General features: G+C 69.2%; 19 protein-coding genes and 4 pseudogenes. 15 read left to right on the plus strand and 8 right to left on the minus strand.

From position 1 onward, the window contains the following. The first annotated feature begins 57 nt into the window (after positions 1–57). Together ACWD35_RS34350 and ACWD35_RS34355 are read left to right on the plus strand one after the other, a co-directional pair. On the plus strand, positions 58–531 hold the full coding sequence (locus ACWD35_RS34350; protein ID WP_451355264.1) for a hypothetical protein: 474 nt from the start codon (positions 58–60) through the stop codon (positions 529–531). Then, positions 507–1,772 carry an FAD-dependent oxidoreductase gene (locus ACWD35_RS34355; RefSeq protein WP_451355265.1) on the plus strand — a complete coding sequence of 422 codons (1,266 nt, stop codon included), beginning with the start codon at positions 507–509 and terminating at the stop codon, positions 1,770–1,772. The genes ACWD35_RS34350 and ACWD35_RS34355 overlap by 25 nt, the downstream gene beginning before the upstream one ends. Before the next feature lie 27 nt (positions 1,773–1,799). Here the strand turns inward: ACWD35_RS34355 and ACWD35_RS34360 are convergent, their stop codons facing one another. The 3 genes from ACWD35_RS34360 to ACWD35_RS34370 form a co-directional block, all read right to left on the minus strand. Continuing rightward, positions 1,800–3,236, minus strand: coding sequence for a cellulase family glycosylhydrolase (locus ACWD35_RS34360; RefSeq protein ID WP_451355266.1), 1,437 nt, complete (start codon positions 3,234–3,236; stop codon positions 1,800–1,802). 152 nt (positions 3,237–3,388) lie between these two features. Then, positions 3,389–4,885 (minus strand): glycerol kinase GlpK, encoded by a 1,497-nt coding sequence (gene glpK / locus ACWD35_RS34365; protein WP_451355267.1) that lies wholly within the window; start codon positions 4,883–4,885, stop codon positions 3,389–3,391. Between the two features lie 62 nt (positions 4,886–4,947). Beyond that, the gene (locus ACWD35_RS34370) at positions 4,948–5,715 is read right to left on the minus strand and encodes an IclR family transcriptional regulator (RefSeq protein WP_451355268.1); all 768 of its coding nucleotides are present in this window, start codon (positions 5,713–5,715) and stop codon (positions 4,948–4,950) included. 193 nt (positions 5,716–5,908) lie between these two features. Between ACWD35_RS34370 and ACWD35_RS34375 the strand changes: the two genes are divergently transcribed. Next, a complete protein-coding gene (locus ACWD35_RS34375) occupies positions 5,909–6,334 on the plus strand; it encodes an ATP-binding protein (protein WP_451355269.1) in 426 nt (141 codons plus the stop codon). Here the strand turns inward: ACWD35_RS34375 and ACWD35_RS34380 are convergent. From ACWD35_RS34380 to ACWD35_RS34390, 3 genes and pseudogenes are all read right to left on the minus strand, one after another. Next, on the minus strand, positions 6,274–7,512 hold the full coding sequence (locus tag ACWD35_RS34380) for a PP2C family protein-serine/threonine phosphatase (protein WP_451355270.1): 1,239 nt from the start codon (positions 7,510–7,512) through the stop codon (positions 6,274–6,276). The genes ACWD35_RS34375 and ACWD35_RS34380 overlap by 61 nt on opposite strands. Positions 7,513–7,609: 97 nt before the next feature. Beyond that, positions 7,610–8,368 carry an IclR family transcriptional regulator gene (locus ACWD35_RS34385; RefSeq protein ID WP_451355309.1) on the minus strand — a complete coding sequence of 253 codons (759 nt, stop codon included), beginning with the start codon at positions 8,366–8,368 and terminating at the stop codon, positions 7,610–7,612. A gap of 318 nt (positions 8,369–8,686) precedes the next feature. Then, a pseudogene (locus ACWD35_RS34390) lies at positions 8,687–8,931 on the minus strand (ISKra4 family transposase); the annotation flags it as partial. A gap of 240 nt (positions 8,932–9,171) precedes the next feature. Between ACWD35_RS34390 and ACWD35_RS34395 the strand changes: the two are divergent. The 5 genes from ACWD35_RS34395 to ACWD35_RS34415 all read left to right on the plus strand — a co-directional run bounded on the left by ACWD35_RS34395 (position 9,172) and on the right by ACWD35_RS34415 (position 13,132). After that, positions 9,172–10,317, plus strand: a complete 1,146-nt coding sequence (locus ACWD35_RS34395; RefSeq protein WP_451355271.1) for a hypothetical protein — start codon at positions 9,172–9,174, stop codon at positions 10,315–10,317. 159 nt (positions 10,318–10,476) lie between these two features. Then, the gene (locus ACWD35_RS34400) at positions 10,477–10,617 is read left to right on the plus strand and encodes a hypothetical protein (RefSeq protein WP_451355272.1); all 141 of its coding nucleotides are present in this window, start codon (positions 10,477–10,479) and stop codon (positions 10,615–10,617) included. An 81-nt stretch (positions 10,618–10,698) separates the two neighbouring features. Continuing rightward, complete coding sequence (locus tag ACWD35_RS34405) at positions 10,699–10,893, plus strand: hypothetical protein (protein WP_451355273.1); 195 nt, start codon at positions 10,699–10,701, stop codon at positions 10,891–10,893. 381 nt (positions 10,894–11,274) lie between these two features. Further along, positions 11,275–11,478, plus strand: a complete 204-nt coding sequence (locus ACWD35_RS34410) for a cold-shock protein (RefSeq protein WP_451355274.1) — start codon at positions 11,275–11,277, stop codon at positions 11,476–11,478. 172 nt (positions 11,479–11,650) lie between these two features. Next, a complete protein-coding gene (locus tag ACWD35_RS34415) occupies positions 11,651–13,132 on the plus strand; it encodes a DEAD/DEAH box helicase (RefSeq protein ID WP_451355275.1) in 1,482 nt (493 codons plus the stop codon). 141 nt (positions 13,133–13,273) lie between these two features. On the opposite strand, the pseudogene ACWD35_RS34420 reads toward ACWD35_RS34415, so the two are convergent. After that, positions 13,274–13,462, minus strand: a pseudogene (locus ACWD35_RS34420) (SAM-dependent methyltransferase); the annotation flags it as partial. Between the two features lie 5 nt (positions 13,463–13,467). Between ACWD35_RS34420 and ACWD35_RS34425 the strand changes: the two are divergent. The 5 genes and pseudogenes from ACWD35_RS34425 to ACWD35_RS34445 form a co-directional block, all read left to right on the plus strand. After that, positions 13,468–13,671: pseudogene (locus ACWD35_RS34425) on the plus strand (IS3 family transposase); the annotation flags it as partial. Between the two features lie 227 nt (positions 13,672–13,898). Beyond that, positions 13,899–14,570 (plus strand): hypothetical protein, encoded by a 672-nt coding sequence (locus ACWD35_RS34430; protein WP_451355276.1) that lies wholly within the window; start codon positions 13,899–13,901, stop codon positions 14,568–14,570. Positions 14,571–14,797: 227 nt separating this feature from the next. Further along, positions 14,798–15,361: a hypothetical protein gene (locus ACWD35_RS34435; RefSeq protein WP_451355277.1), complete on the plus strand. Its 564-nt coding sequence runs from the start codon at positions 14,798–14,800 to the stop codon at positions 15,359–15,361. A gap of 100 nt (positions 15,362–15,461) precedes the next feature. Then, positions 15,462–16,097 (plus strand): annotated as a pseudogene (locus tag ACWD35_RS34440) (transposase). 69 nt (positions 16,098–16,166) lie between these two features. Beyond that, on the plus strand, positions 16,167–16,679 hold the full coding sequence (locus tag ACWD35_RS34445) for a GNAT family N-acetyltransferase (protein ID WP_451355310.1): 513 nt from the start codon (positions 16,167–16,169) through the stop codon (positions 16,677–16,679). Here ACWD35_RS34445 and ACWD35_RS34450 read toward each other — a convergent pair. Then, positions 16,660–17,043: a hypothetical protein gene (locus ACWD35_RS34450; protein WP_451355278.1), complete on the minus strand. Its 384-nt coding sequence runs from the start codon at positions 17,041–17,043 to the stop codon at positions 16,660–16,662. The two genes, ACWD35_RS34445 and ACWD35_RS34450, sit on opposite strands and share 20 nt — an antisense overlap. Positions 17,044–17,453: 410 nt before the next feature. Between ACWD35_RS34450 and ACWD35_RS34455 the strand changes: the two genes are divergently transcribed. Both ACWD35_RS34455 and ACWD35_RS34460 read left to right on the plus strand, forming a co-directional pair. Then, positions 17,454–17,651 (plus strand): hypothetical protein, encoded by a 198-nt coding sequence (locus tag ACWD35_RS34455; RefSeq protein ID WP_451355279.1) that lies wholly within the window; start codon positions 17,454–17,456, stop codon positions 17,649–17,651. A gap of 66 nt (positions 17,652–17,717) precedes the next feature. Next, positions 17,718–18,083 carry a hypothetical protein gene (locus ACWD35_RS34460; protein ID WP_451355311.1) on the plus strand — a complete coding sequence of 122 codons (366 nt, stop codon included), beginning with the start codon at positions 17,718–17,720 and terminating at the stop codon, positions 18,081–18,083. Positions 18,084–18,104: the final 21 nt, after the last annotated feature.

Raw genomic sequence — 18,104 nt, forward strand, 5'->3', positions numbered from 1 at the left:
CGTCGGCATGCCGCGCATCCGCCAGCCCCTGCCCGACCTCCGACCGGAGCGACCCGCATGACCGCACCCGGCCCCACCGTCGCGGCGACGATCGAGGGCCGCCGGGCCGCCGGGCCGCCGGGCCGCCGGGCCGACACCGGTCGGCGCCGTCAGCGCGTGCTCGTGGCCTTGGCCGACGCCGCGGAGAGTGGCTCCGAGGTCAGCGTCACCGCGATCGCGCGCCGCGCCGGCGTCGACCGCACCTTCCTCTATCGCCACCGCGACCTGCTCGGTCAGGCCCACGCGCAGGCGGCCGAGCCGGCCACCTTCCCCGGCGGCCGTGGTCCGGCCGTCAGCCGAGCCTCCCTCCAGGCCGACCTTGAGCTGCTTGAGGAGTGGTGGGGTGTCACCAGCCGTGCCGAGTGCGGACCCTCCGGACGGCGCGGGAGCGCGCTGTGCGGGCCGCGGTGCGGGTATGATATTCATCGGTTGATGAATTACTGCTCTCGCGAAGGGCAGAGGGTGCAATGGAACAGACCACGTGCTGCGTAGTGGGGGGCGGCCCCGCGGGCATGGTGCTCGCCCTGCTGTTGGCCCGGGCCGGCATCGCGGTGACGGTGCTGGAAAAGCACGCAGACTTCCTGCGCGACTTCCGCGGCGACACCGTCCATCCCTCCACCCTGGCGCTGCTGGACGACCTGGGGCTGGCCGAGCGCTTCGCCCGGCTGCCGCAGCGCCGCGTACGCACGGTCCAGCTACCGGTCGGAGCCGGACGCTCGGCGGTCACGGTCGCGGACCTCACGGTGCTGCACGGTCCCTACAACTACGTGGCCATGGTGCCCCAGTGGGACCTGCTGGACCTGCTCGCGGACGAGGCCCTGCGCGAGCCGTCCTTCCAGCTGCGGATGAGCACGGAAGCAACGTCCTTCCTGATCGAATCCGGACGCGTCACCGGGGTGCGTTACCGCACCGCCGACGGCGGCACCGGCGAATTGCGCGCTGTTCTCACCGTCGCGTGCGACGGCCGCGGATCATTGGCCCGCTTCCGGCCGGAACTGGGACTGCGCCGCTTCACCTGCCCCATGGACGTCTGGTGGTTCCGACTGCCACGACACGAGAACGACCCTTGCGGACTCTTCGGCGCCGCCGGCGACCGCTTCCTGACCGCGATGATCGACCGCGGCGACTACTGGCAGTGCGCCGCACTCATCCCCAAGGGCACCGATACGCAGCGCCGCGCCGCCGGCCTCGACCGTTTCCTGGCCGACTTCACCGAGGCCGCCCCCTTTGTCGCCGACCGCACGCACGCCCTGCGCTCGTGGGACGACGTCAAGCTTCTCGACGTACGCCTGGACCGCCTGCGCCGCTGGCACCGCCCCGGTCTGCTGTGCATCGGCGACGCCGCGCACGCCATGTCGCCCGTCTTCGGCATCGGCATCAACCTCGCGGTCCAGGACGCCGTGGCCGCCGCCCGCTACCTCACCGGGCCGTTGCGCTGCGGCACCGTGCGCCCGCGCGACGTACGCGGTGTGCAGCGCCGCCGTCGCCCCACCACGGTCGCCACACAGACGCTCCAGCGGATGGCCCACGCCCGCGTCATCGCTCCCGTGCTGCAGGGCCGGCCGCCCCTCGGCAGCGCGGAGAGGGCCCAGCGTGTCGCACGCCTGTTCACCGGGTCGCGATGGATACGACGCCTCCCCGCGTACTTCATCGGATACGGCGCCCTTCGAGAACGTCCCCCCGAAGCGGCCGTCCGAAGAGCCCCGCGCACACCACACGCATGCGGACACTGACCCGCTGACCGGCCACCCCGAAGTCCCTCAGCCACCGTCTGGCCCGCCAGGCGGCCGGGAGCAGCCCGTTACGGTGACGGTGACTTGGCTGTCCGGGGCGGCGACCACCCATGCCGTGTCCGATGTCCTGCGCACGATTCTCGCCCTGCCGTCGGCCGTGATACGCCACGTGCCCGGGGGCAGGGACAGCTCGGTCACCCCGGAGCCGTGGGGTGCCGTGCTGTACGTCAGCCGGTACACGCCGTCCGTGGCGTTGTAAGAGGCGGATCGGATCGTGCCGGCAACTGTCTCCGCGTACGGTTCCGCGGTCAGCTCCTTGTTGCTACGGAAAGCGCCGCTGTCGTCGACCGCGCAGTACCCGCCGCCGTAGCACCATTCATAGCCGGCCCAGCCGGAGGTGTAGCGGCCCAGGGAGGCCATCGCCTCGCGGTAGAAGCGGTTCATGTTCGGCAGGGAGCTGTTGGGCGGGCCCCACTCTCCCACCACGATCGGGACTTTGTACTCCTTGGGGTACTCGGTGACGGCCTGCTCGTACGTCTCGATCCAGCCGGCACCGGGATCGTAGTCGGCGCCCGCCTCCATGGCGGTGTTGTAGAAGTGCGGCGCGTACACGACCTTCGGATCATCGATGCGTCCGAGGCCGGTCGGTACGCCCTCGCCCACGATCGGGGTGGGTTCGACGAAGACCCAGGCATCCCGGTCGGCCGAACGGACCGAATCGGCAAGGCGGTTGTACATGGGGGTCAGCTGATCGCGTTCGATCCGGCGAGCGGCAGCCGGCAGTTCTTCCCCCTCGTGCAGCTCACCCATCGGCTCGTTCATCAGGTCGTAGCCGACAACCGCCGGGTGGTGGGCGAAGCGGCCGGCGAGCACCCGCCACATCCGGGCCTGGGCGCGCTGAAGATCGTCGTCCTGGTAGAGATGAGTGAAAGCGCGCTGGACGGCGGGCTCGAAGTACTCGGCGAACCAGTCGTCCGGATGCGGGGTGAACGCCAGTCCGTCCGTCCTGGTCGCCCACTCGGGTACGCCACGGTGGCCGAAAGCGGGTCCGAAGACGTCTTGGTGGGCATCGATCAGCACCTTCACGTCGTGCCGCGCGGCCCAGTCCAGGATGTGTCCGATCTTCCGCAGGTACGCCTGGCTGTACTGGCCGGGCCGCGGTTCCAGGTCGTCCCAGAAGACCAGCAGCCGGGCGAAGTTGAAGCCCTGGGAGCGCATGTCGCGGAAGTCGCGTTCGGTGATGGACGACAGGGCCTGGTCGCCTCGATGTGCCTTGTCCTCGATGTTCCAGCCGCGCAGGGTCAGGACACGCCCCTGGCGGTCGGTCAGCCGGGGTATGTCCTGCTGGGACTGCCGGGCGTATGCGCTCGTGGGGGCAAGCAGCGCGACGACAACCGCGCTCGCCGTCAAAGTCGCTGGCCGCACAGGAACCTCCGGGCTGTCGGTGTTCTTGGTGCCAGGCATCCCACCAGCGCCCGGACTGCGCTTCAAGGACCTGTCCCGGCCGTTCTGCCGACCCGCCCACGGGAAGCCGGCGGCGTCCCGGCTTTCCCCATTGCCCTACCGAACCTGGTCCGAACTCCGGGACGCTGAGGCGGTACAGGTCCGGACCCGGGTCAGGGGGACTGGGGCGGTCTGACCCACCCGAGGGACCGTTCGACGGCCCGCTGCCAGTTGTCGTACTCCGACTTCCGTAGCTCGGGGTCCATGCCGGGCAGCCATTGGGCTGCGCGGTGCCAGTTGCGGCGCAGCACTTCCAGGTCCGGCCAGTAGCCGGCGGCGAGCCCGGCCGCATAGGCGGCGCCGAGGGAGACCGTCTCGGCGACCATGGGCCGCACCACGGGCACGTCGAGCACGTCGGCCACGAACTGCATGAGCAGGTTGTCCGCGGTCATGCCCCCGTCCACCTTGAGCTGCTGGAGGGAGACCGAGAAGTCGGCGTTCATGGCGTCGACGACCTCTCGTGTCTGCCATCCGGTGGCCTCCAGGACGGCACGCGCCAGGTGTCCCTTGGTGATGTACGAGGTGAGGCCGACGATGACCCCGCGTGCGTCGCTGCGCCAGCGGGGTGCGAACAGACCTGAGAAGGCGGGGACGATGTAGCAGCCGCCATTGTCCTCGACCGTCCGCGCGAGGGTCTCGATCTCCGGGGCGCTGCTGATCAGTCCCAGGCGGTCACGGAACCACTGGACGAGTGCGCCGGTGACGGCTATCGACCCTTCCAGGGCGTAGACCGGCTGCTGGTCCCCGATCTTGTAGGCGACGGTCGTCAGCAATCCGTGCCGGGAGCGCACGAGGTCGCGACCGGTGTTGAGCAGCAGGAAGCTGCCCGTTCCGTACGTGCACTTCGCCTCGCCCGGGGAGAAGCAGGTCTGACCGAAGAGGGCTGCCTGCTGGTCGCCGAGGGCGGCCGTGAGAGCGACGCCCGGGAGCAGCGTGCGGGCGTCGCCGTACGTCTCGGCGGAAGACCTGATCTCGGGCAGCATCGAGCGGGGCACCCCGAAGAAGGCCAGCAGCTCCTCGTCCCAGGTGAGGGTGCGGATGTTCATCAGCATCGTGCGGCTGGCGTTGGTGACGTCGGTGATGTGCAGGCCGCCGTCGGCGCCTCCGGTGAGGTTCCAGATCAGCCAGCTCTCCATCGTTCCGAACAGCACCTCGCCGTCCTTCGCGCGCTGCTCGAGACCCTTGACGTGGTCGAAGAGCCAGCGGATCCGCAGCGCTGAGAAGTAGGTCGAGGGTGGCAGACTGCACCGTTCCAGGAAGAACTCCTCTCCGGGGTGCTGTCTGAGGTCCTCGACGATCGGCGCTGTGCGGGTGTCCTGCCAGACGATCGCCCGGCCCAGTGGGGCGCCGGTCCGCGGATCCCAGAGCACCGTCGTCTCGCGCTGGTTGGCCAGGCCGACGGCGGTGACCTGGCCTGTATCGGCACCGATGTCGGACAGGGCCTCGGGCGCGACACGTTGCAGGTTGTGCCATATCTCCATGGCGTCGTGCTCGACCCAGCCAGGCCTGGGGAAGTGCTGCTGGTGCTCCTTCTGCGCGACCGACACCAGCCGCCCACGGTGGTCGAACAGAATGCATCGGGTCGAGTTGGTGCCCTGATCGATGGACATTACGTACCGTTCAGCCGTGATCGGGTCTGCCTTCCGACGGATCGCGGGGCCGCTGTCGTGGCCTACCAGCGGGTGGCCCCCAGGTCTCTGGAGATCGCCCGCGCGGCCTCACGGATCAGGGTGATCAGACCCGGGCGGGGGCGGCCTTGGCTGTCGCAGATCCGTTCGACCGGCCCGGACAGCCCGATGGCGCCGACGACTAGACCGCCGTGCCCTCGGATCGGCGCGGCGATCCCGGCCTCACCCATGCTCATTTCCTGGATCTCGGCGGCCCAGCCGAGTTCGCGAACCTCGGCGAGCGCCCGGGCGAGCCGCTCGGGATCGACCAGGGTGTGCCGGGTGTACGCCTCCTGCCCCGACTCCTGGGCCGGCTCGAGCGTCGCGGTCCCGAAGGCCAGCAGCACCTTGCCGAGCGAGGAGGCGTGCAGCGGCAGCAGCGAGCCCACGTCCAGAGTCTGGAAGGTGTCGTCCGGCCGGAACACGTGATGGACGACGAGCACGCTGCCCTCCAGGGGGGTCCCCAGGCGTACCGCCTCCCCGCTGCGGGCGGCCAGGGCATCGGCCCAGTTGAGCGAGCGCGAGCGCAGCTCGTTGACGTCCAGGTAGCTGGTGCCGAGGTGCAGGAGGGCGGCCCCGAGCTGGTATTTCCCGGTCGCCGCGTCCTGCTCGACGAAGTCCACGTGCTGGAGCGTGCGCAGAATGCCGTGGGCGGTGCCCTTCGCCAGCCCGAGCGAGGCCGCCACCTCGCCGAGCCCGAGTCGGCGGGGTCCACCGGCGAGCAGGCGCAGAATCGCTGCCGCCCGTTCGATCGACTGGACTGGGCCGGCCATGTAGCGAGCCTATTACCGCCACGGACGCTTCGCCGCGTGGGCGGACGGCCGCTCCGGGGCCGTCGGGAAGATCCGCGTTCGGTAATGCCGACCGCCATTCATTGACCGGCCCGATTTGTCTCCATACGTTGCTTCGAAGCCCGGCACTCGCCGGGACACGGCGCCGGACCGGCACACACCACCGGGAGAGAAGATGGCGGCACAGCTCAACACGCTGCTTCGGGCGGCATGCGAACACGTGTGTCCGGTTCCGCCGGTCGCCGGAGCGGTCTCGGCGGTACGCCGAAGTGCGGCGGCGGTTTTCGCGGACTGGAACGTGTCTCCGGAGATCGTCGAGGACTCGCTGCTCGTGGTGTCGGAGCTTGCCACCAACGCGGTCATTCACGCCCGGCCCCCGGCAGCACTACGACTGTCGTGGGTGCGGGGCGACGGTGCCTCCACTCTGCGGATCGAGGTCACCGACGCGGGCCCCGCGGTTCCGGCGGCACAGTCCGTCCTCGCGACCGACCCTGACGAGCACGGCCGTGGCGAAATGATTGTCCACGCCCTGGCGACTCGTCATGGCATACGCGTCCACCCGGGCGGGGTCACCCGCTGGGCCGAACTCGTCGCGGTCTGAGACGCAACCGCTGACGGGCACAGCTCGGAGACCGGTTCGTCCGCGGTCTGCTTGCGGAGCAGGAGCAGGGCAGCGTCATCGTGCAGGTGGCCGCCCACATGGGCCAGCAGCTCGTCGTGGAGCGCGGTGAGCGTGCGCGCGGGCTCGTCGCAGAGATGGCGGGCCACCCCTTCGGCCAGCGGGTAGAACTCGCGCGCGTGATCGCGGGCCTCGGTGACCCCGTCGGTGTAGAGCAGCAGCTGATCGCCCACCGCGAAGGGCAGCCGCATGAGGCGGGGTGCCTGGTCCGACAGGGCGCGCAGCCCTAGCGGTGGCGCGGGGTGGGTGGGCTCCACCGGTGTGACGTCTCCGGATGCGGAGAGCAGCAGCGGCGGCGCGTGTCCGCAGTTGACCACTTCCAGGTGCCCCGCCCTCGTGTATCCGGCGACCACCGCGGTGACGAAGTCGTCGGGGCCGAGGTTGCGCGCCAGGCTCTGCTCGATCCTGCCGACCACGGCGAGCAGGTCGGGCTCGTCGTAGGCCGCCTCGCGGAAGACCCCGAGCACGAGCGCGGCGGTTCCCACGGCGGGCAGCCCCTTGCCGCGCACGTCGCCGACGATCAGTCTGACCCCGTGCGGAGTGCGCACCAGGGCGTAGAGGTCCCCGCCGATCCGTGCCTCCGCCGCCGCGGCGCTGTAGCGCACGGCCACCCGGAACGGGCCGACCGTCTCCGGGACGGGCTGGAGCAGCGCGTGCTGGGCGGCCTCCGCGACCGAGCGGACGGCCGCGAGGACCCGTTCCCGACGGCCACGCAGCGCGCTGGCCAGGCCACTCGCCGCGGTGACGGCCAGCAGGGCGGACATTGCGGCCGCCAGCTCGCGACCGGGAACCCCGTGCCCGGTGCCCAGCAGTGCACCGAGTGCCGCGGCCAGGAGACCGACGCAGACCACACCGCGCGGCCCATTGGTGGCGGCGGCCAGCGCGGGTCCGGCCGCCAGCAGCGGCAGCCAGACCATCCCCGCCCCTCCGACGACGTCGACCAGCACGACGACGGCGACGACCAGAACCGGCAGCACGGGCATTCCGGCAGCCAGCTGCCCGGACGCACGCCGGCGGGCCGATGCCCAGGCATCGGCGACGAGGTTCCTGGGCAGCCGCATCGGCGCGTGGCCGCTGCCATGGTGTCGGGCCTGGCTCATGTTCGTCCGCAGTCCTCGCCTGTACAGGGTGCTCGTCCGGAATGTCCGTTTCATAAAGCAAACGGGCTGGGCGCGGGGAGCCACAAGGAGCGGATTTTCAGATAGTGAGCGAGAGGCCCCTGGTCACACGGCTCGCGATCGGGAGCAGTCGTGCCCGGATCTCCTGGAGCTGGGCCTTCCGCTCCACCGGCAGGGACACGCCGAGCGAGCCGAGCGTGTCCCCGCAGTGCACGGGCACGGCGACGCACACCGTGCCGAGCGCGTACTCCTCGAGGTCCGTGACGGCCGGTGCCAAGGGGGAGGACTCGATCCTGCGGAGCAACTCCGGAAGACTGGTGATCGTCCGGGGCGTGAGGTCGGCGAGGTGGTGCCTGGACAGATAGTCCCGGCGGGCGTCCTCGTCCAGTTCTCGCAGCACGGACTTGCCCAGCGCTGTGGCATGTCCGGCGTCTTCGAACCCCACCCAGAGATCCACCCGAGGCGTGCGGGGGCCGTCGACGATCTCGGCGACCCTGATCTCGCCCTCCTCGTAGAACGTGAGGTAAGTGGCCGTGGCCAGCTCGTCCCGCAGGGCGGCGAGCGTCGGGCGGACGCGGCTGAGCAGCGACTGCGCGCGGCTCGCCCCTTGCAGGGAGGCCAGTTTGTCGCCCAGGACGAAGCCGCCGTCGTCCAGCTTCCGCACGTATCCGTCGTGGACCAGGGTGCGCAGCAGATGGTAGGCGGTGGCCAGGGGCAGCTCCGTCTCGCGTGCCAGCTGTTTCGCCGGCGCGCCGTTCTCGTGCGCGCTCACCGCCTCCAGCAGGCGCAAGGCTCGCTGCACGGACGTGATGAGCGTGGGGCCCTCCTGAGCGCCCATAGGACCAGACTGCGCCGGGCGCCCCGGCACAGGCAAGACAGCAATCACCGCGCGGGTGGGGAGGGTGAGGCGCTCGGGGTCCGACCGGTCGCGGAAGGCTGGGGCGATGCGGGCGAGATCGAGTTCGTCGGACGCCGACAGTTCGGCGAAGTCCCGGCGCAGCCGCGGTTCCGGAACGCGCGAGCGGTCGGGGTAGCGATTGTGGAAGGGGGTGCCGGACCGGGGCGAGATGCGGGTGCGTGGCTTTCCGGTCGCAGGAGGCGTAGTGCGCGATGCCGTTGGCTGGACCAGAAAGGTGCCCGCTGACCTGGCACACCGACTGCGCTGGACCCACTTGTTCTCGGCCCTCTGTCCTGGACGGGTGGGCCGCCGGGCGGGTGGATCACGTCGTGCGGGCGCCGGGGCGCGGGGCGGGTGTCGAAGACGCAGGCCACGGTCGCCATCCGCTAGCGGTTCGGCTTCTCGCCCGGCGCGAGCCGACCGCGATGGCCATCAGCTGCTCTCGCGGCGGCCCGGCGGATGGCCTCCCACAGGGCCTCGGGCCGCATGACCACGCCCTTGCCGGACGGATCCCGCGCAGCGTGCACGGCTGCTGGAGCGTCTGGCGGAACGCGAGGGTTCAAGGTAGCCGGGTGGGGGGTTCCGGTACGAGATCGGGACGTTGCCGCCATATCCCTGGGGGTGGACCTCTCGGTCAAACGGTGGCTAATTATGAGCAGCCCCTCGATGCCATGGCTCACGACGGTGGTGACGGGGGCGATGTTCAGTTGCGGCCATCGAGGACCCGTGGGGGATTGCGCGTGATGAGCGACGGCAGACAGGAGCCGGGCGTGCCGCGTCCGGAGAGCGACGCGACGGCAGGCACGCATGCGGAGGCCGCGGATCCGTCCGAGGCCGCCCGCTCCGGCGGCGAGAGCACGACGGTCGGATCCCACGACGTGCCCGCCGGCCCGGACGGCGGTTTCACCGACCCGGCCCCGGACCCGACCGCCATCACCGTCCAGGGCAGCCGTCCTACCGGTCAGGACTCGTCGCGGGCGATTGGCCCGAAGCAGGATGATCCTCGGGCGATTGGCCCGAAGCAGGATGACCCCCGCGCCATCGGCCCCAAGCAGGATGACCCCCGGGCCATCGGCGACCCAGCCGACGACGGCATCATCGTGCAGGGCGGCATCATCGTGCAGGGCGGCCGTGTCGCCGGAGGCGGCGGTGGGGACGATCCTCGGGCCATCGGGCCCAAGCAGGACGACCCCCGGGCGGTGGGTCACGGGATCATCGTTCAGGGTGGGCGTACCGGCAACTCGAAGAAGCCGCGACCGAAGCCGAAGCCTCTCGCGCTGATCATCGGCGGCGTGATGGTTGTTGCCGTCGGCGGCGTGGTCGTCGGGCAGCGGCTCGGCAACGACCCGGCCGCCACCACTCCACTGGGTGTGGCCAGCCCCTCCAGTGGCGTCTCAACCAGCCCGTCTGGCGCCCCTGCCGCCCCGGCCGCGAGCCCGGCGTCCACGCCCAGCGCGAGCGACTCGCCCAGAACGGTGGACTCGCCCACGGCCGACGTCTCCACCCCGCCCGCCGAAAGCGAAAGCCCCGATCAGGGGACCACCGAGTCACCGAGCCAGGCGCGGCTGCCGAGGAAGTCGAACCCGCCTTCCCCAGCAGCCGCCGGGGTGCTGGCGCTTCGTTCGACCGACGTCCAGGAGTACTGCGCCAACGGCGAGTGGCCGAACAAGCTGGTCGTTCTCAACACCGGCAGCGGCAATCTGGACTGGACGGCCGGCGGGCTGCCCGCCGGGGTCACCCTCAGCCAGAGCGGGGGGTCCCTCGCCGGGAACGCCTCGCAGGAGATTGCGTTGGGCGGCCGGACCGAGCAGCAGCCCGGGAACGGCCAGTTCACGATCAGCTTCTCCAGCAACGGCGGCAGCGCCCAGGTGACCGTCCGCTGCTCCTGAACGGCATACGGGGGCTCGCGGTGCGGCTTCCTGCCACCACGAGCCCCTCACGTCCGCCGGCCGGTCGGCGACCGTGGGCTGACCTTCCTTGCTGGCCCTGAGTTCGTTGAGAGCTACCTGACTCGCCCATCGACCACCGGGAGGCAGGTCCTCTTGCCCATGCTCCAGTTCGGCGACGCGTTCGGCCTGCCCCGCAAGCCGGTGATGGAGAGCCAAGGCGTCGTCGATACGCGCGATGTGTTCCTCTGGTCGGGCCTGTTGGACGGCGACTTCTCGGATGAGTTTCCGCCTGATCGGTGATGTAGGTGGCCGTGACGCGGTCCAGCAGCCTCCGGAGGCCGTGATGCCCCTCATTGATACGCACGGTTCGAAGCCATCCGCATGATGGCCCGCGAGCATCCGCCGTCGAACCGCCTGGTCAAGCACGCCTGGCTGACCGAGGCCATCGTGGGCGAGCTCGGCCTGGGCCTGAGCGTCCATGTCAGCCACGGCACCGTGGAGTTGTTGCTGCAGCGTGCCGGCCTGTACGGCCTGGCATGGTGGCGGGAGGGATTCGAACAGCTCGACACCGAGTGATTCCGGGCCTGTCTTTCGCGGAATCGAATCGAGATAATCTGAGCCGAAAGGCACGATTGGCTTTCCTCGGGCAGCGAAAGGGTCGTGGAGGTCTAACATTCACCTTCCGTATGTACTCGAGTCGGCGCCGGCTGACGTATCGGTCCGGTACTGCCGGCGAAGGCTGGGGCTTTACGCCACGGTGAAAGTAGTGCGGATGTCTGCGCCATGCTAAACTTGGCTGTAGTTGCAGTTGTGGTTCCCGAAACTTCAAGTGCCTTGGCGGTTGTATGCCGTCGGGCATTTTTGTATCTCCGGTGCTTATCCGGACGGGGTTCATTGTGGCAACGCAGGGGTTCACACGGCGTGGACCCGCGGGCACTGCCCCCAAGGAGATGTGACATGGCTACTGGCACCGTCAAGTGGTTCAACGCGGAAAAGGGCTTCGGCTTCATCGAGCAGGACGGCGGCGGCCCTGACGTCTTCGCCCACTACTCGAACATCGCCGCCCAGGGCTTCCGTGAGCTCCAGGAAGGCCAGAGGGTGAACTTCGACGTCGTGCAGGGCCAGAAGGGTCCGCAGGCGGAGAACATCACTCCCGCCTGACGTCGAGGCGTATGAGAGAGCTGGAGCCCCGCCTCGCGGTGGGGCTCCAGCTTACTGTTTTTTGCATTCCGGTGGAATTCTTTTAGTCTCACATTCGGCTCGTTCTTGCAATTCATCCGGCTTATTCCTGTCGGGAATTCCTCGATGCGCGCCCTGTCGAGGAAGGTTCTCCATGAGCCGTTCAGCTCGCACGAACGACCGTTTCCGTCCACGGGGTCAGGGTCGCCCCGGCGCCGGTCCAGGTGGCGCCGGGCGGCGTCCCTCCGCACCACAGGGGGAGTTCGCGCTGCCGGTCACCGTCACCCCGCCCCTCCCCGCGGCTGAGACCTTCGGTGAGCTGGACATTCCGGTCGAGTTGCTGAAGATGCTCACCAGTCTCGGTCTGAACGAGCCGTTCCCGATCCAGGCCGCCACGTTGCCGAACTCCCTCGCAGGGCGCGACGTCCTGGGCCGCGGGCGCACCGGATCGGGCAAGACGCTCGCCTTCGGCTTGGCGCTCCTCGTGCGCACGGCTGGGCAGCGTGCCGAGGCGCGGAAGCCGCTGGCCCTGATCCTCGTCCCCACGCGCGAGCTGGCCCAGCAGGTCACCGATGCGCTCGCCCCGTACGCCCGGTTGCTGAAGCTGCGGCTGGCCACTGTGGTCGGTGGCATGTCGATCGGCAGGCAGGCCGGCGCACTGCGTGCCGGGGCCGAGGTGGTCGTCGCGACTCCTGGCCGCCTCGCTGATCTCATCGAGCGCAAGGACTGCCGCCTGGACCGGGTGAACATCACCGTCCTGGACGAGGCCGACCAGATGGCGGACATGGGCTTCATGCCGCAGGTCACGGAACTGCTGGACCAGGTACGTCCCGACGGCCAGCGCATGCTGTTCTCGGCCACGCTGGACCGCAACATCGACCTCCTGGTCCGTCGTTACCTCCATGACCCGGTGGTCCATTCGGTCGACCCCTCGGCGGGCGCGGTCACCACGATGGAGCATCACGTGCTGCAGGTGCACGGCGCCGACAAGTACGCCACCGCCACCGAGATCGCTGCCCGCGAGGGGCGCGTGATCATGTTCCTGGACACCAAGCATGCCGTCGACCAGTTCACCAAGCACCTGCTGAGCAGTGGCGTAAAGGCCGCGGCGCTGCACGGCGGCAAGTCGCAGCCCCAGCGCACCCGCACCCTGGCACAGTTCAAGACCGGCGACGTCACGACGCTGGTGGCCACCAACGTCGCGGCTCGGGGCATCCACATCGACGACCTCGATCTCGTCGTCAACGTCGACCCGCCCACCGACCACAAGGACTACCTGCACCGCGGCGGCCGTACGGCCCGCGCCGGCGAGTCCGGCAGTGTCGTCACCCTGGTTCTCCCCAGCCAGCGCCGGGACCTGGCCCGTCTCCTGTCCGACGCAGGCATCAGGCCGCAGATCACGCAGGTCCGCTCCGGCGAGGCCGAGCTGAGTCGCATCACCGGCGCTCAGGCTCCCTCTGGTGTCCCCGTCAGCGGCAGCGGGACGGTCGCGGAGCGGCCGAAGCGCGGCGGTGCCCCCTTCCGAGGTCTGGGCACCCGCCCGGGGCGGGCCGGCGGCGGCGAGTCTCGCCGGTCTGCTGAGGCCCGCCAGGTTGCCGAGGCCCGTAAGGCCGCCCGAGTCCGTCGTGGCGCATAGGTCGGCAACGGTGCCCGCGTACAACCGCGAGCCCTGACCGTCACGTCGGCGGCCGTCACCACGTAGCCGATGGCCCGGCCTCCGACGCCCTAAACACCCATGAGCGCCAAGGAAGCCGGCGGCCATCGCTGCGTGCGTGACTCAGGCAGGCTTGCGCCACACGGCGATGTGCTTCGTGGAGTCCTCGGCGAACGGCGCCCCGTCCCAGTCCGCAACGCGCCGTTCCAGCTCGAGCCCCGCGATCCGTGTCATCAGGTCGAGCTCAGCCGGCCACACGTACCGGTGCCGGGGGTTGCCGCGGCGGTAGCGGCTGTCGCCGTCGCGGGTGAAGGGGGGTGTCCCGCTCAGGCTTCTACCGGCACGAGGCGACTGCCCTGGCCCGCGCGGAGCGCCAGGCGGCTGAGGACCAGGCGGTCACGGAGATCCGCGCCATCCACGCCGAACACCACGGCGCCAACGACACCCCGCACATGCATGCCGAACTCCGATCACGCGGACGGAAGATCAACCGCAAACGCGTGGTCCGGCTGATGCGAATCACATGGGACGTGAACGTCGACTCCACCGTCTGCCGGGCCCACCGGCACGCCGCAGGGGCGCTGAGTAGCCGGACGGGACGAGGCGAGCGCCGTGCCTTCGCGGCGTATCTGCTGGTCATGTTCGGCGGCTTTTGGGGTGTGCCTGCTTATCTGTACTTCCCCTGAACGAGTGCGCTCCGAGGGCGCGATCCGTCGTCGCGGGCTCCGCCGCTGGGTACGGTGTGTACATGCCCACTCGTGCGGAGTTGCGTCGCATACGCCGTATCGACCGCTGGATGAAGATCATTCTGCCGAAGGTGGTCCGACGCGTGGTCAACGGTGCGGTGTCGCAGCCCGGTTGGTTGCCTCGCCGCTGGATGACCCTGGTGTCGGGTGACGTCGACCCGGATGCAGATGTCGGCGCAGTCTGGCTCGTCTGGCGTCCCGGATCGGCGAAAGCAGAGACGCATACCGCACTGATTGAGCGCTGCGGCGAGAAGTGGCAGTACATAGGCGGTGGGAGTGCGTCCGGCGGTGACCTGCCGGCCGAGAGGCTGTCGGTGGGCCAGCCGGGGCAGGTCGGCATGATCGAGCTCGGTGGAAGCGCAGGTTGCCTGAGTTATGCCTATCGCCTGCGGCATCGTCATCCGGACTTCATCGGGATGGGCTCGTGGATCGGGTCCAGCGAACTCCGGGTGGCGGCCGAAGTGGATCATATCCTCCTCGGCGACCGACGGATCGAGGTGCCCGGGCACGGGAGGCTCATCGTGGTCTGGAAGTCCCCGTCCACAGGCCACCGGGGGATACGACCGCTCCTCGTCGCTGTGGGGAGCGACGGCTCGGAACTCTCCAGGATCGGCCCTCACGAGAGTGTGGACAGCTATACCTGGGCAGAGTTGAGCGGCCAGGTGGAGTGGTAGCTGCGAGACCTCCGTAAGCTCGGTCGTCCTGCTGCTCAGGGGCCTGCCGGCGGCAGAACCGCTTGCTTCGGCAAGTAGGGATATGAAGGGGGTCATGGCGTGGTCTCCTGCGGTGGTGTGGTGGTGCGTGGGAGGGGGATGCCGAGGGTGACGACGGGCCGACGAAGGCGCCGCCCGGTTTGGTCTCTCGCCGCCTACTGCTCTTGCATGAAAGGGGGGAGTCCTGCGTGTTTGTGGTGAGGACGTCCGGCCGAAGCGCGGCAGTCGACGACGACCGCCGTGAGTTCAGCCTCCTGGGCAAGCGCCAGGTGGGCGGGCTGGCCCTTGCACGCCCGGTCACCACGGGCATCCGGTCCCGCGCGGTCCTGGAACTGCAGCAGAACTACGGGGGTGCGCGGTTCAGGGCTCTGGTGGGTGGTGAGTTCGCGCCGGGAGAGGGCGATCGGCTGGCCTGGCGGGTCAGGTTCTGGGAGACGGTCCGGCCTACGCCACAGCACGGGCTGCTGCGCGGTGCGCTGCTGCCGGGCCTGCCCGAAGGGCTGGATCATGCTGCGGTGAGCGGCCTGCACGCAGACCTCAACAGCGGGGCCCTACCAGCCGGCCGGCTGGTGATCGACCGGGCGGGCTACGACCAGGAGTCCTCCCCGGTGCTGTTCGCGACGGCCGCCGAGCTCCTGCTCCACGTCCTGCTGGCGGGCGCCTTCGGATCGCCCGCGGAGCCGGCCATCAGGTCCTGGGTGGCCACCGGCCGAATTCCGGTGGCGCTGCCCAGAGTTGATGTCGATGCTTAGTGGTTGCGCAGATAGGGATGTGAGGTAAGCCTGCAGCGGGACGGGCAAAGGTCAGTGGTGATCATGGAGTTCCTACGCTTTGTGACCACATGGAGGCTCTGTGCCCGTGCTGACCGAGCCGCTCTGGGACCAGTTCGCGGCACTGTTGCCCGAGCGACCGCGCTACAACCCGGGACATCCATTGGGCTGCCATCGGCCGCGGATAGCCGACCAGATCGTGTTCGACAAGCTGTTGCCGCTTCTGCGGTTCGGGTGCTCCTACGAGGCGATCGCCGACAGCACCTGCTCGGGGATGGCCCTGGACCAGATCGCCATCGATGGCCGGCGGAGGGGAATCAGCGGGACGCTCCCCGGTAGACCGCGGTAAGCAGGGCCTGAAACGGTCTGGTATGACCGACGGCTACGGCATTCCGCTGGGGCGTGTGCTGGCTGGAGCCAACCGCCACGACTCCCCGCTCCTGGCCCCGACTCTCGACCTGCTCGAGGAGATTGGGCCGCTGCCGGACGGCATCACGGTGCACCTGGACGCCGGATACGACTCCGCGGGCGCTGGCACATTGAACGAACTCACGCCTGGCAGAATGCTTTTCACCGCCTCGCCCGCTGCTACGAACGCCGCGCTACGGTAATCAACGCCTTCTTCGACCTGGCCGACACTGTCATCACTGTCCGCAGCTTGATCCGGCGATCCTGGACAACTCACCGTTGGGACAACCGCCCCAAACGCCGTCCGTGACATCACGGACTCGGAGTGAATTGTCAACACCAGGCGGTCCCCCGTCACGGTCGCATAGTGTTCCTGGTCATGACCGTACTGCATGGCGCCTTCGTCGTCCTGCGCCCCACCACCACCGAGGACATCCCCGCTTTGGCCGCCATCCGGGCCACTCCCGAAGTGCGTGCACGATGGAAGGGCGGGGACGACCTCGAAGCGGACATTGCAGCCGATCTTGAGGACCCTGACAGCAACTCTTTGACCGTCCACTACCAACAGCGGATCGTCGGCATGATCCAGTGGTACTCCGAGGAAGATCCGGACTACCGGCACGCCGGCATCGACCTCTTCCTCGATCCCACAGTGCATGGCAGCGGTCTGGGCACCGACGCCGTACGCACACTGGCCTGCCACCTCATCGACGATCACGGCTACCACCGTCTAGTCATCGACCCAGCGGCCGACAACACTGCGGCGATCCGCTGCTATGCAAAGCTCGGCTTCCAGCCGGTCGGCATCATGCGACAGTACGAGCGCGGCCCCGACGGCACCTGGCACGACGGCCTCCTGATGGACCTCCTGGCTACCGAACTGATGCGCTGACCGCTCTCACTCCCAACGGAACAGGGACCAAACTCTGCCCAATCTGTGCGGTCTCTAAGCCGCCGTTGCTCGCTGCGCTGGCGACTGCACGCCGCTGCTCCCGGTGCTGCCCGTACTTCTTCTCGGCCTGCGCCACCTCGTGCCGGTTGGCCTCGGCGGCTGCGGCGTGCGCGGTGATGGCCGCCTGGACCGCCTGGGACGCCTCTCGCCAGCGGCGCAGCTGAGTGTCGTACTCGTCACCGGTGAGGCCCGCGAGCTTCGCGCGCTTTTCCTCGGCGGATCGTTCCAGCTTGATCAACTCATCGGGGACCTCACGGCGGCCGGTCGGCAACTGGTGCGTCGGCAACTTCGTGGCGCGGGCCACGCCGAGCAGGGCATCAGCTGGGAAGACCGCCGATGGGGTGACCCCGCGCAACGTGCGCAGAAGACACGGGGCCACCAGCCCACGTTCGTCCTGTCAGGAACGGGGCATGCCACTGCGGACAGTACGAGCCGGACGGCACAGAGGCGCTCTGTGACCGCCGGGCAGTGCGGCGATTGGGTGACTTGAGCGGGAGATGGTGTCGGCGGATCGCCCTGGACGACGTGCTGGACCTGGAGCCTGTCTTCTTGCGGGAGAGAAGCTGACCAGCCGGGCGGAAAGTCCGGCGACCCGAGGGGGCTGCTCAGCTACGGTCGCTGCGGAGGTGAACGCGTGTCCTGGCCGTCTGTGATCATTCTTGCCCCGCGGAGCGACGCCCGTCGCTGCAAGGGCGAATCCGTTCCTTTGAGCTCGTGCCGGATCCTGTGACGGGCGACGAAAGGCTGCACTGGCACGGGTACTCGTACTACATCGACCTTTCGGGCGGGATCCTGACGGACTACGAGCTGGAAGAGCTCGAACAGGTGAAGACCCGGATCGGCGATCCGTACGCGGTGTATGTGTCGTGCCAGTCCATGGACGCGGCCCGGGCCGGAAAAGATCGTCCGTAAGCTTCAGGGACAGTGGAGACTTTGGGGCAGTTCTGCCCGATGTGATCAGGAGCCCAAGTGGACGACATGGAATTCGCCGAAGCTCTGGAGACAGTCCTGCGGGACCTCCAGGCACAGTGCGCGGTGCAGCCGGACATACGTTCGGACGACGAGTTCGGGATCGTGCTCTGGGCACCGGACGGTTCAGGTCAGGGCCTGACACCACATCCGGATGGCACCGCCGCAGAGCTGCTGGCGCACCTGGCAGATCAGGTCCAGGACTGGGCGGTGGAGGCACTATGGTCCGAAGGCGCATCGGCGGTCTGGCCACAGTGCCCGACACACCCGGACACGCATCCGCTGACGGCGACTGTCCGCACGGACACGGCGGTGTGGGTATGCCCGAAGGGGGGAACGACGGTGGCGCGGATCGGGGAACTGGAGACCCGATAGGGCGGGCGGGGCCTGCGGCCA

This window comes from Streptomyces sp. NPDC002671 (assembly GCF_053592475.1).